The organism is Xanthomonas sp. NCPPB 1067, from assembly GCF_020783795.1.
Classification (GTDB): Bacteria; Pseudomonadota; Gammaproteobacteria; order Xanthomonadales; family Xanthomonadaceae; genus Xanthomonas; species Xanthomonas melonis.
In genome coordinates this window covers 65,883-81,018 of sequence record NZ_JAJGQG010000023.1, presented here as the reverse complement: position 1 = coordinate 81,018, position 15,136 = coordinate 65,883, and the positions used below count along the sequence as shown (strand labels likewise).

Annotated in this window: 11 protein-coding genes; 5 read left to right on the top strand and 6 right to left on the bottom strand. The window is 65.8% G+C overall.

The features are described from left to right. Positions 1–174: 174 nt before the first annotated feature. On the bottom strand, positions 175–1,857 hold the full coding sequence (locus tag LL962_RS15975; RefSeq protein WP_228317597.1) for a long-chain fatty acid--CoA ligase: 1,683 nt from the start codon (positions 1,855–1,857) through the stop codon (positions 175–177). A 97-nt stretch (positions 1,858–1,954) separates the two neighbouring features. Between LL962_RS15975 and LL962_RS15970 the strand changes: the two genes are divergently transcribed. Continuing rightward, entirely contained in the window at positions 1,955–2,401 is a 447-nt protein-coding gene (locus tag LL962_RS15970; protein ID WP_228317596.1) for a nuclear transport factor 2 family protein, read from the top strand. A 210-nt stretch (positions 2,402–2,611) separates the two neighbouring features. On the opposite strand, the gene acnA is transcribed toward LL962_RS15970, so the two are convergent. After that, positions 2,612–5,380, bottom strand: a complete 2,769-nt coding sequence (acnA, locus tag LL962_RS15965; RefSeq protein WP_228317595.1) for an aconitate hydratase AcnA — start codon at positions 5,378–5,380, stop codon at positions 2,612–2,614. A gap of 147 nt (positions 5,381–5,527) precedes the next feature. Between acnA and LL962_RS15960 the strand changes: the two genes are divergently transcribed. From LL962_RS15960 to LL962_RS15945, 4 genes are all read left to right on the top strand, one after another. Beyond that, the gene (locus tag LL962_RS15960; RefSeq protein WP_005930012.1) at positions 5,528–5,776 is read left to right on the top strand and encodes an AbrB/MazE/SpoVT family DNA-binding domain-containing protein; all 249 of its coding nucleotides are present in this window, start codon (positions 5,528–5,530) and stop codon (positions 5,774–5,776) included. After that, a complete protein-coding gene (locus tag LL962_RS15955) occupies positions 5,773–6,183 on the top strand; it encodes a type II toxin-antitoxin system VapC family toxin (RefSeq protein ID WP_104588582.1) in 411 nt (136 codons plus the stop codon). Before LL962_RS15960 ends, LL962_RS15955 begins: the two co-directional genes overlap by 4 nt. A 65-nt stretch (positions 6,184–6,248) precedes the next feature. Beyond that, entirely contained in the window at positions 6,249–8,852 is a 2,604-nt protein-coding gene (gene acnB / locus LL962_RS15950) for a bifunctional aconitate hydratase 2/2-methylisocitrate dehydratase (protein ID WP_228317594.1), read from the top strand. A 194-nt stretch (positions 8,853–9,046) separates the two neighbouring features. Then, entirely contained in the window at positions 9,047–9,892 is an 846-nt protein-coding gene (locus tag LL962_RS15945) for an alpha/beta fold hydrolase (protein ID WP_228317593.1), read from the top strand. Between the two features lie 241 nt (positions 9,893–10,133). On the opposite strand, the gene LL962_RS15940 is transcribed toward LL962_RS15945, so the two are convergent. The 4 genes from LL962_RS15940 to LL962_RS15925 are packed head-to-tail and all read right to left on the bottom strand — an operon-like array spanning position 10,134 to position 14,997. Further along, positions 10,134–12,458: a sensor domain-containing protein gene (locus tag LL962_RS15940; RefSeq protein ID WP_441004878.1), complete on the bottom strand. Its 2,325-nt coding sequence runs from the start codon at positions 12,456–12,458 to the stop codon at positions 10,134–10,136. 6 nt (positions 12,459–12,464) lie between these two features. Continuing rightward, a complete protein-coding gene (locus LL962_RS15935; RefSeq protein WP_104588585.1) occupies positions 12,465–13,541 on the bottom strand; it encodes a protein-glutamate methylesterase/protein-glutamine glutaminase in 1,077 nt (358 codons plus the stop codon). Continuing rightward, positions 13,538–14,134, bottom strand: coding sequence for a chemoreceptor glutamine deamidase CheD (cheD, locus tag LL962_RS15930; RefSeq protein WP_104588586.1), 597 nt, complete (start codon positions 14,132–14,134; stop codon positions 13,538–13,540). The genes LL962_RS15935 and cheD overlap by 4 nt, the downstream gene beginning before the upstream one ends. After that, the gene (locus LL962_RS15925) at positions 14,131–14,997 is read right to left on the bottom strand and encodes a CheR family methyltransferase (protein ID WP_228317592.1); all 867 of its coding nucleotides are present in this window, start codon (positions 14,995–14,997) and stop codon (positions 14,131–14,133) included. Before LL962_RS15925 ends, cheD begins: the two co-directional genes overlap by 4 nt. Positions 14,998–15,136 lie beyond the last annotated feature (139 nt).

Below are 15,136 nucleotides of genomic sequence, written 5' to 3'. Positions count from 1 at the left end.
GCCGAAGCGTGGGTCTGGTTGACCGAAGCGAGGTTGCTGCTTCGCCGGTTAGTAACTTGATTATGTAAACACCCTCTGAGTTCGCGTCGCGAAATAAGAACGCCCGCAAGGCCTGGCGGCAGTGCGGGCGTCGGATGACAGCCGGGAGGCTGGCGATCTGGTGGCGCTGGTGGATTACCCCTTGGGCGCGTCGCGCAGTTCGCGGCGCAGGATCTTGCCGACGTTGGTCTTGGGAAGCTCCTTGCGGAATTCGACCAGGCGCGGCTGCTTGTAGCCGGTCAGGTTGGCACGGCAGTGCGCCTTGACGTCGTCGGCGGTCAGGGCCGGGTCCTTCTTGACGATCACCACCTTGACGATCTCGCCGGACTTTTCGTCCGGCACGCCGACCGCCGCCACTTCCAGTACGCCAGGCATGGTGGCGACCACGTCTTCGATCTCGTTCGGATACACGTTGAAGCCCGAGACCAGGATCATGTCCTTCTTGCGATCGACGATGTAGACGAAACCCTGCTCGTCCATCCGCGCGATGTCGCCGGTGTGCAGCCAGCCATCGGCATCCATCACCTTCTCGGTTTCGTCGGGCTTCTTCCAGTAGCCCTTCATGACCTGCGGCCCCTTGATGCACAGCTCGCCGATCTCGCCGATCGGCAGGGCGGTGCCGGCGTCGTCCTTGATGCAGGCATCGGTGGACGGAATCGGCAGACCGATCGACCCGTTGTAGTCCTTCAGGTCCATCGGGTTGATGCAGGCGGCCGGCGAGGTTTCGGTCAGGCCGTAGGCCTCGACCAGGGTCCGCCCGGTGACCTTCTTCCAGCGCTCGGCCACCGAACGCTGCACGGCCATGCCGCCGCCCAGGGTCATCTTGAGCGAGGAGAAATCGATCTGGTCGAAGCCGGGCGTGTTGAGCAGGCCGTTGAAGAGCGTGTTGACGCCGGTGAACGCGGTGAAGCGGGTCTTCTTCAGCTCCTTGACGAAGCCGGGCATGTCGCGCGGATTGCTGATCAGGTGATTGCAGCCGCCGATCTTCATGAAGACCAAGCCGTTGGCCGTGAGTGCGAAGATGTGATACAGCGGCAGCGCGGTGATCACCACCTCGGCGCCTTCCTCCAGCTCGCCGGTGCCGGCCAGCCACTGGTGCGCCTGCTGCATGTTGGCGACCAGGTTGCGGTGGGTCAGCATCGCGCCCTTGGCCACGCCGGTGGTGCCGCCGGTGTATTGCAGGAAGGCGATGTCGTCCGATTCCACCTGTACCGGGGGCAGGGTGTGCTTGCTGCCGAGCGCCAGCGCTTCGCGGAAACGGATCGCGCCATTGATGCGATAGTCGGGTACCAACTTCTTGATGTACTTGACCACGAAGTTGATCAGCGGCCCCTTGGGGAAACCGAGCATGTCGCCCAGCCCGGTGGTGACGACCTGCCTGACCGGGGTGTCGGCGATGACCTGTTGCACGGTGGTGCCGAAATTGTCGATGACCACCAGCACGCTGGCACCGGAATCGATCAGCTGGTGCTTGAGTTCGCGCGGGGTGTACAGCGGGTTGACGTTGACCACGGTCAGGCCGGCGCGCAGGATGCCGAACGTGGCGATCGGATACTGCAGGCAGTTGGGCATCATCAGGGCGACGCGATCGCCTTTTTTCAACTGCAGCTCGCCCAGCAGATAGCCGGCGAACTGATCGACCAGCCGGTCCACCTCGCGATAGGTGATGGTCTTGCCGAAGCTGTGATATGCGGGACGATCGGCGAAGCGTTTGACCGAGGTGGCGAAGACCTCGGCAACGGTACGAAACTGCTCCAGATCGATCTCGGCGGCCACGCGGGCCGGATAGCTTTGCAACCAAGGACGTGCCTGATTCATCTGCCCCCCTCCAGGGTAATCGGTACGTGACGCGGAGTGTTCCACGGCACTCAAACAGCTGGCAGCATACCGTCCTGAATGGAAAAGGCGAAGCGTGATGCAGCGCAATATTCGTTGGCGGTGGCAGGGATTCGTGTGGCTGTGGATGGCGCTGCTTGTCGCCTGCGGGCGTCCGGCGCCGGAGCAGCGCCTGCGGCAGACGGTTGCGCAGATGCAGGCGGCGATCGAGGCGCGCGATGTGGGCGCGGCGATGCAGCCGGTGGCTGCCGATTTCGTGGGCGAACAAGGCCTGGACGCCAACGGCCTGCGCCGTTTGCTGCAGTTGCAGCGATTGGGCAATCGCCGGCTTGGGATCACCCTGGGGCCGATGGAGGTGCAACTGCACGGCGCGACCGCCACGGCCAGGTTCACCGCGCTGGCCACCGGCGGCGACGGTCGCTGGCTGCCGGAACAGGCACAGACCTACCAACTGATCACCGCATGGCGGCTGCACGACGGCGACTGGCAGCTGTATCACGCGCAGTGGGCGCCCATGGGCCAGTGAGGAGAGCCGGCCGAAACATGGCGGCGGGCAGGGGGCGCTTGCGTAGCGTCGGATTGCGCATGACGCGAGTGCCGCACCGGGGATGGCGCTGGCACGTCGGTGCCGCGCGCGGCACTGCCTGCCGGCCGGGGAGCCGCTGAGCTTGCCTGTTCCGGAAACGACATTCCCGCCAGTTGGCGGGAATGTCGGCAGCAACACCCGCTGCTGCGGTTACGCGGCCTTGCGGCCAGCCAGTTGGCGCAGCACGTACTGCAGCAGGCCCCCGTGCTTGAAGTACTCCACTTCCTTGGGCGTCAGCAGCAGCACCTTGACCTGGAACTGCTTGACGCTGCCGTCGGGTTTTTTCGCATCCACGGTGGCGCGCCGGCTGGCGCCGTCCTGCAGGCCGGTGATGTCCAGCACTTCCGAGCCGTCCAGGCCGAGCGTCTGCGCGTTTTCGTTGTCCAGGAATTGCAGCGGCAGCACGCCCATGCCGACCAGGTTGGAGCGATGGATGCGCTCGAAGCTTTCGGCGATCACCGCCTTGACCCCGAGCAGGTTGGTGCCCTTGGCTGCCCAGTCGCGCGAGGAGCCGGTGCCGTATTCCTTGCCGGCCAGCACCACCAGCGGTACGCCATCGGCCTTGTACTTCATCGCAGCGTCGTAGATCGCCAGCTTTTGCGGCTGGCCGCCGTCGGCCGGGTAGTACAGCGTATTGCCACCTTCTTCGCCGCCGAACATCAGGTTCTTGATGCGGATGTTGGCGAAGGTCCCGCGCACCATCACATCGTCGTTGCCGCGACGGCTGCCGTAGCTGTTGAAGTCGGCCGGCTGCACGCCGCGTTCCTGCAGGAAACGGCCTGCCGGCGAGTCCTTCTTGATGTTGCCGGCCGGGGAGATGTGGTCGGTGGTGATCGAGTCGCCGAACAGCCCCATCACACGCGCGCCGTGCACGTCGTCAACGCTGCCCACCTGCATGGTCATGCCGTCGAAGTAGGGCGGGTTCTTGATGTAGGTCGAATCCGCATCCCACGCATACAGCGCGCCATCGGGCGAGGCGATGGTGTTCCAGCGCGTATCGCCCTTGAACACGTCGGCGTAGTTCTGCTTGAACATCTCCGGGCCGACGGTGGCGGCGATGGTGTCGCCGATTTCCTTGTTGCTCGGCCAGATGTCGCGCAGGTACACCGGCTGCCCGTCGCTGCCGGTGCCCAGCGGCTCGGTGGTGAGGTCGATGTCGGTGGTGCCGGCGATGGCGTAGGCCACCACCAGCGGCGGCGAGGCGAGGTAGTTCATCTTGACCTCGGGATGCACGCGGCCTTCGAAGTTGCGGTTGCCCGACAATACCGAGGTGACCACCAGATCGTCCTTGGCGATCGCTGCGGAAACGTCTTCGGGCAGTGGCCCGGAGTTGCCGATGCAGGTGGTGCAGCCGTAGCCGACCACGTAGAACCCGAGCTTCTCGAGGTCGGCGAGCACGCCGGCCTTGTCGAGATAGTCGGTGACCACGCGCGAGCCCGGCCCGAGCGAGGTCTTCACCCACGGCTGCGCCTTCAGGCCCCTGGCCGCCGCGTTGCGTGCGAGCAGGCCGGCGCCCAGCATCACCGCAGGGTTGGAGGTGTTGGTGCACGAGGTGATCGCAGCGATCACCACCGAGCCGTCGCGCAGCTGCCAGCCGGCACCGCTGTCGGCAGCGCCTTCGGCCTGCGCGGCCTTGGCGCCCACGGCGGTGCCGCCACCTCCCTCGTTCTTCAGGCGGTCTTCCTGCTTGAGATCGGCCAGCTTCTTGCTGCGCGCCTCGGCGAACGGCTTGAGGCTTTCGCGGTAGTTGGCCTGCATGTCTTCCAGCAGCACGCGGTCCTGCGGACGCTTGGGGCCGGCCAGCGACGGCTTGACCTGGCCCATGTCCAGCTCCAGCGTGGCGCTGTACTGCGCGTGCGGGGTATTGGCGTCGTGCCACAGCCCCTGCGCCTTTGCATAGGCTTCCACCAGCGCGATCTGTTCCTCGCTGCGGCCGGACAGGCGCAGATAGGTCAGCGATTCCTCATCGACCGGGAAGATGCCGCAGGTGGCGCCGTATTCCGGGGCCATGTTGCCGATGGTGGCGCGGTCGGCCAGTGGCAGGTGCTGCAGGCCTTCGCCATAGAATTCGACGAACTTGCCCACCACGCCCAGCTTGCGCAGCATCTGGGTGACGGTGAGCACCAGATCGGTGGCGGTGGCGCCTTCGGGCAGCTTGCCGGTGAGCTTGAAGCCGACCACCTGCGGAATCAGCATCGACGAGGGCTGGCCCAGCATCGCGGCCTCGGCCTCGATGCCGCCCACGCCCCAGCCCAGCACACCGATGCCGTTGATCATGGTGGTATGGCTGTCGGTGCCGAACACGGTGTCGGGATAGGCGAGCAGGGCGCCGTCCTTGTCGGCGCTCATCACCACGCGCGCCAGGTTCTCCAGGTTCACCTGGTGGACGATGCCGGTATTGGGTGGCACCACCTTGAAGTTCTCGAACGCCTTCTGGCCCCAGCGAAGGAACCCGTAGCGTTCCTGGTTGCGCTGAAATTCGATCTTGCCGTTGAGGTCGAGCGCGTCGGGTTTGCCGAACACGTCCACCTGCACCGAGTGGTCGATGACCAGTTCGGACGGAATCTGCGGATTGATCTGGTCGGCCTGGCCGCCCAGCTTGACCACTGCATCGCGCATCGCGGCCAGGTCGACCACGCAGGGCACGCCGGTGAAGTCCTGCAGCACCACGCGCGCGGGCATGAAGGCGATTTCGGTCTCGGGTTCGGCCGCCGGGTCCCACTTGGCGACCGCTTCGATGTGGTCCCTGCCGACGGTGACACCGCCGTCTTCGTGCCGGAGCAGGTTCTCCAGCAGGATCTTCATCGAGTAGGGCAGGTGGCCGATATCGAAACGTTCGCCCAGCTTCGGCAGGCTGTAGTAGTCGTAGCGTTTGCCGTGGACCTCAAGCGAGGTGCGGGTGGAAAAGGAATCGCTCATGCGTCACTCCTATGGCGTCGTAGGCTTTAGGTAGGCGCCCAGTCTGAGCGATTCAGTGTGTACATAGGGTGTGTCGGAAGCGCTCAGTCAGCTTGAGTACGGCGACGTGAGTACGTATCATGTGTGCATACTTTCTGGAGCATGCTCATGGAAGCCACCGTTGCCGAACGCGGACAGATCACCCTGCCCAAGGCCGTGCGCGATGCCCTGGGCCTGACCAAGGGCACCACCCTCAAGATCGAGCTCGATGGTGGCCGCATCATCCTGCGCAAGGATGTCAGCGAGGCGCTGCGCAAGGTGCGCGGCAAGTTCAAGCTGGTCGATGGCCTGACCAGCACCGACCAGGCCATGCGTGTCATCCGTGGTCGCGCGCCCGGGGATCCGTTCGACCCATGATCGCCCTGGACTCTTCGGTACTGCTCGACATCCTCATCGGCGACCCGGTCTACGGCGAGGTGTCGGAGATCTGCATCGGCGATGCGCTGGCACGCGACGAGGTGGTGGTCTGCGATGCGGTGGTGGCCGAAGTCCTGGCCATGCTGGATACCCAGGTCGACCTGATGGAAACGCTGGCCTCGATCGGGGTGCGTTACGAAGCCACCGAGGAAGCGGCTGCGGTGCGCGCCGGCCATATGAACAAGCGCTTCCGCGCGCGCGGCGGCAAGCGCGAACGGGTGGTCGCCGATTTCCTGATCGGTGCCCACGCGATGCTCCAGTGCGATGGCCTGATCACCCGCGACGAGGGCTTTTTCCGCGACTACTTCAAGGGTTTGAAGATCACCGTGCCCAAGCCCGTTGCCTGATCCACGTCTTCTGCATCACGTCTGACGTTCTTACACATTCACCGCTGTCTTTTTGGAGAACCCGCATGTTGGAAGCCTACCGCCACCACGTTGCAGAGCGCGCCGCGCTCGGTATCCCGCCGCTGCCGCTGACCGCGCAGCAGACCGCCGAGGTCATCGAGCTGTTGAAGGCTCCGCCGGCCGGCGAAGAGGAGTTCCTGGTCGAGCTGCTGAGCCAGCGCGTGCCGGCCGGCGTGGACGATGCCGCCAAGGTCAAGGCCTCGTACCTGGCCGCGGTGGCGTTCGGCACCGAGACCACCGCGCTGATCAGCCCCACGCGCGCCACCGAGCTGCTGGGCACCATGCTGGGCGGCTACAACATCCAGCCGCTGATCGACCTGCTGGACAATGCCGAGCTGGGCGCCACGGCCGCCGATGCGCTCAAGCACACCTTGCTGGTGTTCGATGCATTCCATGACGTGCAGGAAAAGGCCGAGGCCGGCAACGCGCACGCCAAGGCCGTGCTGCAGAGCTGGGCCGATGCCGAGTGGTTCACCAGCAAGCCGGAAGTGCCGCAGAGCCTGACCGTCACCGTGTTCAAGGTGCCGGGCGAGACCAATACCGACGACCTGTCGCCGGCGCCGGATGCGACCACCCGCCCGGACATCCCGCTGCACGCGCTGGCGATGCTGAAGAACAAGCGCGACGGCGCGGCGTTCGAGCCGGAAGAAGACGGCAAGCGCGGCCCGATCCAGGCCATTGCCGACCTCAAGGACAAGGGCCATCTGGTGGCCTATGTCGGCGACGTGGTCGGCACCGGTTCCTCGCGCAAGTCGGCCACCAACTCGGTGCTGTGGTGGACCGGCGAAGACATCCCGTACATTCCCAACAAGCGCTTCGGCGGCGTGTGCCTGGGTTCGAAGATCGCCCCGATCTTCTACAACACGATGGAAGACGCCGGCGCGTTGCCGATCGAGCTGGACGTGTCGCAGATGGAGCACGGCGATGTGGTCGAGCTGCGTCCGTATGACGGCAAGGCGCTGAAGAACGGGCAGGTGATCGCCGAGTTCGCGATGAAGTCGGATGTACTGTTCGACGAAGTGCGCGCCGGTGGCCGCATTCCGTTGATCGTCGGCCGTGGCCTGACCGCCAAGGCACGCGAATTCCTCGGCCTGCCGGCCTCGGACCTGTTCCGTTTGCCGATGGATCCGCCGGACACCGGCAAGGGGTTCTCGCTGGCGCAGAAGATGGTCGGCCGCGCCTGCGGTCTGCCCGTCGTTGATGGCGTGCAGCCAGGCATGCGCCCGGGCACCTACTGCGAACCGAAGATGACCTCGGTGGGCTCGCAGGACACCACCGGCCCGATGACCCGCGACGAGCTGAAGGACCTGGCCTGCCTGGGCTTCTCGTCCGACCTGGTGATGCAGTCGTTCTGCCACACCGCCGCCTACCCGAAGCCGGTGGACGTCAAGACCCACCACACCTTGCCGGAGTTCATCTCCACCCGCGGTGGCGTCTCGCTGCGTCCGGGCGACGGCGTGATCCACAGCTGGCTCAACCGCATGCTGCTGCCCGACACCGTGGGCACCGGCGGCGACTCGCACACCCGTTTCCCGATCGGCATTTCGTTCCCGGCCGGTTCCGGCCTGGTGGCCTTCGCCGCCGCCACCGGGGTGATGCCGCTGGACATGCCCGAGAGCGTGCTGGTGCGCTTCAAGGGTGAGATGCAGCCGGGCGTGACCCTGCGCGACCTGGTCAATGCAATCCCGCTGTACGCGATCAAGGACGGTCTGCTGACCGTGGCCAAGCAGGGCAAGAAGAACATCTTCTCCGGCCGCATCCTGGAAATCGAGGGCCTGCCGCATCTGAAGGTGGAGCAGGCGTTCGAACTGTCCGATGCCTCGGCCGAGCGGTCGGCGGCCGGCTGCACGGTGCGCCTGGACAAGGCGCCGATCATCGAATACCTGACCAGCAACATCACCCTGCTGCGCTGGATGATCGCCGAAGGCTATGCCGACGCGCGCACCCTGGGCCGCCGCATCAAGAAGATGGAAGAGTGGCTGGCCGACCCGCAGTTGCTGGAGCCCGATGCCGATGCCGAATACGCGGCAGTCATCGAGATCGACCTGGCCGACATCCACGAGCCGATCGTGGCGTGCCCGAACGACCCGGACGACGTCAAGACGCTGTCCGATGTGGCCGGCGCGGCGATCGACGAAGTGTTCATCGGTTCGTGCATGACCAACATCGGTCACTTCCGTGCCGCGGCCAAGCTGCTGGAAGGCAAGCGCGACATTCCGACCCGCCTGTGGGTGGCACCGCCGACCAAGATGGACGCCTCCGAGCTGACCAAGGAAGGCCATTACGGCACCTTCGGCGCGGCCGGCGCACGCATGGAAATGCCGGGCTGCTCGCTGTGCATGGGCAATCAGGCGCAGGCACGCGAGGGCGCCACGGTGTTCTCCACCTCCACGCGTAACTTCCCCAACCGCCTGGGCCGCAACACCAACGTTTACCTGGGATCGGCCGAACTGGCGGCGATCTGCTCGCGTCTGGGCCGCATCCCGACCAAGGAGGAGTACATGGCCGACGTGGGCGTGATCAAGACCAGCGGCGAGCAGATCTATCGCTACATGAACTTCGACCAGATCCAGGAGTACCAGGACGTGGCAGAGACCGTCGCTGCCTGATCCAGCTGGTTGCTCACCTGTTCGAAAACGCCCGGCGATGCCGGGCGTTTTCGTTATTCGGGCGATGACTTCGTTTTAGCCGCGCAATGCCGGACATTAGGGCAATCGCAGTTAACTCGTCTGTCGCATTGCAACAAAAATCTGAAGTCGACAGCTCTAGAGTGGCGCCGCTCCCATCGCTCTCATGATCTCCAATGCCTACTTGCACGATCGCTGGTCAAACGCTGCATTACGCACAATACGGTCAAGGTTTTCCGGTGTTGCTTGGCCACAGTTATCTCTGGGACGCGGCCATGTGGGAACCGCAGATCCAGGCGCTGGCACCGCATTACCAGGTCATCGTTCCCGAACTGTGGGGGCATGGGCAGTCGGGTCCGTTGCCGCAGGGTACGCTGCAGATCGGCGATCTCGCCAGGCAGATGCTGGCGCTGCTGGACGCGCTGGAGTTGCCGCAGTGCGCGGTGATCGGCCTGTCGGTCGGTGGCATGTGGGGTGCGGAGCTGGCGCTGCTGGCGCCGGAACGCGTGCGCAGCCTGGTACTGATGGACACCTTCCTGGGCGCCGAGCCGGAGGCGACGCGGACGCGCTATTTCGGCCTGCTCGATGCGATCGAGGCGGCGGGGCAGGTGACGCCCGCGTTGATCGAGGCGATCGTGCCGATCTTCTTCCGTCCAGGCACCGATCCGGCCTCGGCACTGCCGAGGGCGTTCGCGCAGCGTCTGGCGGCGATGTCGGCCGAGCAGTTGCGCGCGTCCATCGTGCCGCTGGGCCGGATGATGTTCGGGCGGGCCGATCGGCTGGACGCTCTGTCCGCATTGGATCCTGCCCACACCTTCCTGCTCGGTGGCGCCGAAGACGTTCAGCGCCCACCGGAGGAGCTGTGGATGATGGCCGAAGCGATCTGTTGCGATTACGAGCTGATTCCCAACGCCGGACATAGCGCGTCGCTGGAGAACCCGGCGTTCGTCAACGCGCAACTGCTGGGCTGGTTGAAGCGGACGCTGGGCGAAAGCGCGGTCAAGTTGATGCGTGCGGGCTGAGGGTAGGTGGGTATGCACAATGCATGCTTGGCCGTACCTCACCCCAACCCCTCTCCCGCAGGGAGAGGGGCTCGAAGCGCTGCAGTTGAGGACGATGCTTCCTGCTTCCGTCGAGCGCAGTTGCCCCGGCATTCTTCTCCCGTCGGGATAAGGTGCTCCCCGCTTCCTTCTCCCGTGGGGAGAAGGTGCCCGCAGGGCGGATGAGGGCACGGCACCGGCGCGATGCGGACGTTCTACGTCGTTACCGCTGCGCGCCCAGCCAGGCTTCCAGTGCCGGGGCCGGCAACGGACGCGAGAACAGATAGCCCTGCAGCACTTCGCAGCCCAGGTCGGCCAGAAACAGGCGCTGGGCTTCGTTCTCCACGCCTTCGGCGATCACATGCTTGCGCAGGTGCTCGCCGATGCGCAGCACCGAGGTGGTGAGCGCGCGCGCATCCTCGCTGTGTTCGATGTCGCGCACGAAGCTCATGTCCAGTTTGAGCTCGTTGATCGGCAGGCGATGCAGATGGCTGAGGCTGGAATAGCCGGTGCCGAAGTCGTCCAGCGACAACGAAATGCCGGCCTCGCGGATGGCGTGCAGGTTTTCCAGGACGCCCGGCTGACCGGAGAGCATCACGCTTTCAGTCAACTCCAGGGTCAGGTCGGCCGGCTGCACGCCCAGCTCGGCGATCAGCTGGAGCAGGTCGGGCAGCATGCGCGGGCTTTCGAAACCGCTGGCCGACAGGTTCACCGACACGCGCGCCACCGGCACGCCGCGCCGGCGCCAGTCGGCGACCTGTTCGCAGGCGCGACGCAGCACCCATGCGTTGAGCTGCGGCATCATGCCTTGTTCTTCGGCCACCGGCAGAAAACGCGCTGGCGACAGCGCGCCCAGCTGCGGGTGATTCCAGCGTAGCAGCGCTTCCACGCCGTACAGCGTCTGCGGCGCGGCGCTGTGCACCTGCGGTTGGTAGTGCAGTTGCAGTTGATCGCGGTCGATCGCCTGGCGCAGTTCCGCCTCCAGCGCCACGCGTTCCTGCGCCATGCGGTTCATATCCGAGCTGAAGAAACGGAAGCGTCCGCCACCCTCCTTCTTGGCGCGGTTCATCGCCAGATCCGCGTGGCGCAACAGAATGGTGATGTCGCGCCCGTCTTCGGGAAACATGGCTACGCCGATGCTGGCCGACGGATGCACCGTCATATGGCCCACCGTCAGCGGCCCTGCAATGGTGCCCAGGACGCGCTCGGCCGCCGCGCTGGCCTGTTCGGCGCTGCATTGGGGCAGCGCCAATGCGAATTCGTCGCCGGCCACGCGCGCGAGCATGGCGGTGGCGGCAAGCTGTTCGGCGATCCGCAGCGCGACGTCGCGCAACAGGCCGTCGCCGGCGGCATGCCCCTGGCTATCGTTGATCAGCTTGAAACGGTCGATGTTGATGAACATCAACGCGGCCGGTTCGCCGGCATAGTCGGCCTGGGCCAGCGCCTGCTCGGCGCGGGCGCTGAACATGATGCGGTTGGGCAGGCCGGTGAGTGCATCGTAGAACGCCAGTTGATGCACGCGCTGGCGGATCTGCTCGCGTTCCAGCGCCAGCGTGCACAGCTGCTGGCACAGTTCGGTCAGCCGGACGTGCCAGGCGTCGGCGCGCTGTGGCTTGCGGTAGTAGAGCGCGAAGGTGCCCAGCACCCGCGCGCTGTTGGATCGGATCGGTACGCTCCAGCAGGCGCGCAGGCCCATCGGCAGCACGCGCTCGCGGTACTGTGCGAACAGTGGATCGGTGGCGATGTCTTCCACCATCACCGCACGTCCGCGCCAGGCGGCAGTGCCGCAGGCACCTGCGCCGGGCGCGATCTTCAGGCCGTTGACCGCGTCGGCATACTCGGGCGGCAGGCTGGGAGCGGCCAGCGAATGCAGGCAGCCCTGGTTGTCCGCGCTCATCACCGTGGCCATCACGTCCGGGGCGATGCGTTCGACCTCGGTGCAGATCAGGGTCATCACCTCGATCAGCGGGCGCTCCTGCACCAGCGCCTCGAGCACCCGGTGCTGCAGCACCTCGTGCATCTTGGTGTCGGTGATGTCGGTCAGCACCGCCACGTAATGCGAGGGGTTGTGCCTGGCGTCGTAGATCGGATTGAAGTTGAGCGAGATCCACAGCGGCGAGCCGTCCTTGCGATAGACCAGCAGATCGGCACGGGTCTGTTGCAAGGCGTCGGCGCGATCGCGGATCCGCGCGACCTCGTTCTGGTCGCTGTGCGCGCGGGTCAGCACGTCCGAGGGCCGCTGGCCCACCAGTTCGGCCTCGGTGTAGCCGAACATGCGCTGGAAGCCGTCGTTGGCATACAGCAGGCGCGACTGCAGGTCGCAGATCAGGATGGCGCTGCTGCTGCCATCCAGCGCTTCGGCCAACAGGCGCGCGCGCCTGTCCTGCGGGCTCTCGCCACGCATGATCATGCCGGCGGTGACAGGGCCGGGGGTGGGGGCAGCGTCGACAGCGCCGGCGTGCATGCCCTCCACGACGCCGCCCGACGCGGCATCGGCGGCGCCGGACGCCTCCGCCATGTTGTCCGGATGCGGGGGGAGTGCGGGCATGGACGATCAGCGCGCCTGTGCCGACAACGCGATCAGACGCTCGGCCACGCGATCCAGCGGCACCACTTCCTGTGCGGCGCCGAGTTTGTAGGCTGCGCCGGGCATGCCCCAGACCACGCTGCTGGCCTCGTCCTGCACCAGCGTGGGAGCGCCGGCCTGCAGCATTTCCAGCAGGCCGCGGGCGCCGTCGTCGCCCATGCCGGTGAGGATGGCGCCCACTGCGTTCGGCCCCGCGTTCGCGGCGACCGAGCGGAACAGCACGTCCACTGCCGGCTTGTGACGGTTGACCGGCGGACCGTCGTCGATGCGGCAGCGCCAGCGTGCGCCATCGCGGATGATGCGCAGGTGCTGGCCGCCCGGTGGCAGGTAGGCATGGCCGGGCAGGATGGCTTCGCCATCGCTGGCTTCGCGCACGGACATCGCCGAATGCCGGTTGAGGCGCTCGGCGAATGCGGTGCTGAAGCTGGCGGGAAGATGTTGGGTCATCACCACCGCCGGCGCATCGGCAGGCATGTGTTCGAGCACCACGCGCAGCGCCTCGGTGCCGCCGGCGGAGGCGCCGATGGCGATCAGGCGGTCGGTGGTGCGAAAGCGCAGCGCGCTGCCGGGTACCGGTGCCGAGTGCGCGTCCAGGGTGACCTTGGGCGCGGCGGGTCGATTGAGCGCGCTGACCTTGGCCTTGGCGGCCATCTTGACCTTGCTCACGATCTCTTCGGCATAGCCTTCCAGGCCGCGTGCGACGTCGATCTTGGGCTTGGAGACGAAGTCCACCGCGCCCAGCGACAGGGCCTGCAAGGTGGTATCGGCGCCGCGCTCGGTGAGCGAGGAGATCATCACTACCGGGGTGGGGCGCAGGCGCATCAGGTTTTCCAGGAACACCAGGCCATCCATGCGCGGCATTTCCACATCCAGCGTGATCACGTCCGGATTGAGGCGCTTGATCTTCTCGCGCGCCAGCAGCGGGTCGGCGGCAGAGCCGACCACTTCGATGCCGGCATCGCGCGAGAGGATCTCGGTGAGCATCTGACGCACGACCGCCGAATCGTCGACGATCAACACACGTACGGGAGTTTCCAGCGTCATTCGAACAACTCCACTCCACCGGTGACCGGTGCTTTGGATAGACGGGCGCGCACGGCCGATTCGGCAGCGGCGACTTCGGCTTCGTGTGCGTGCGGCAAACGCTGCACGACCACGCGGCCGGTCGTCGGGAAGAACCACACCTTGCGCGGATGGATGCCGCACAGATCTTCGGCAATGATGGGAATGTGCTCGGCCTGCAGGTACTGCCGCACGAACTCGGCGTTGCGGGTGCCCACCGGATTGCTGGTAAAGCCCTTGAGGACGTTGGCGCCGCCGAACACCTTGGCTTCGATGCGCTTGCGATGCGCGCCGCGCTTGAGCATGTCGTTGATCAGCACCTCCATCGCATAGCTGCCGTAGCGCGCGGGCGCACCATCGCCGACCTGGCCTTCTGGCAACAGGAAATGATTCATGCCGCCGATCTTGAGCACCGGATCGCGCAAGCAGGCTGCAACGCACGATCCCAAGGTGGTCGTCAACGCGGTGTCGTCGTCCACCACCAGATACTGGGTGGGCAACAGCTTGGCGGTGATGGTCTGGAAGCGCGAATCGCGGTAGCGCATCACGTCGTCGACTTGCACGGCGGTGCTCATGCGGACGCTCCTGCGCGCGGGGCGCGCCGATACAGCGTGCGGCCGCACGGCTGGATCAGATCGGCCGCGTGCAGGTAGTTCTCCGAGTGCCCGGTGTAGAGCAGGCCGTCGTCGCCCATGTGGGTGACCAGACGCGACAGGATGCCGCGTTGGGTGGGCTTGTCGAAATAGATCATCACATTGCGGCAGAACAGCGCCGCATAGGGTCCGCCGACATCGTAGCGCGGCGCCAGCAGGTTCAGCGGGCGGTATTCGATGAGCTGGCGCAGTGCCGGGATCACCCGGCATTTGCCTTCGTTGGGGCCGGAGCCGCGCTGGAAATACTTGCGCTTGATCGCCGCATCCAGCGAGGCGACGCGGTCGATGGCGTAGACCCCGCGCGAGGCGGTTTCCAGCACCTGGGTATCGACATCGGTGGCGACGATGCTCACCGGCGGGGTCAGCGTGCCGAAGGCCTCGCAGGCGGTGATGGCGATGGAGTAGGGCTCCTCGCCGGTGGAGGCGGCGCATGACCAGATCTTCAATGGCGCCTGCGCCGCGCGCTTTTGCAGTTCTTCGCGCAGCTTGTCGAAGTGGTGCGGTTCGCGGAAGAACGAGGTCAGGTTGGTGGTCAGTGCGTTGGTGAACGCCTGCCATTCCTCGGCATCGTTACCGGCTTCCAACTGGTCCAGGTAATCGCGGAACGAGCGCAGGCCGAGGACGCGCAGGCGGCGCGACAAGCGGCCATACACCATGTCGCGCTTGGCCGGCGCCAGGGCGATACCGACGCGCTGGTAGATGAGATCGCAAACGCGCTTGAAATCGCGGTCGCCGAACTCGAATTCGCGTGTGTCTGAAGCGGGAGTGGTAGTCGTCATATCCATACGCGTCGTTAGCTATCACTGGATATCGGCCATGTGGCCATGCAACTGAAGCGCCAATGCGTGGCGACGGTGCGGCTCGCGTCACGCGGCCGGACGGGCGTCGCTGTGGCGCAAGAAGGCCTCGGCGGCTGCCATGGAG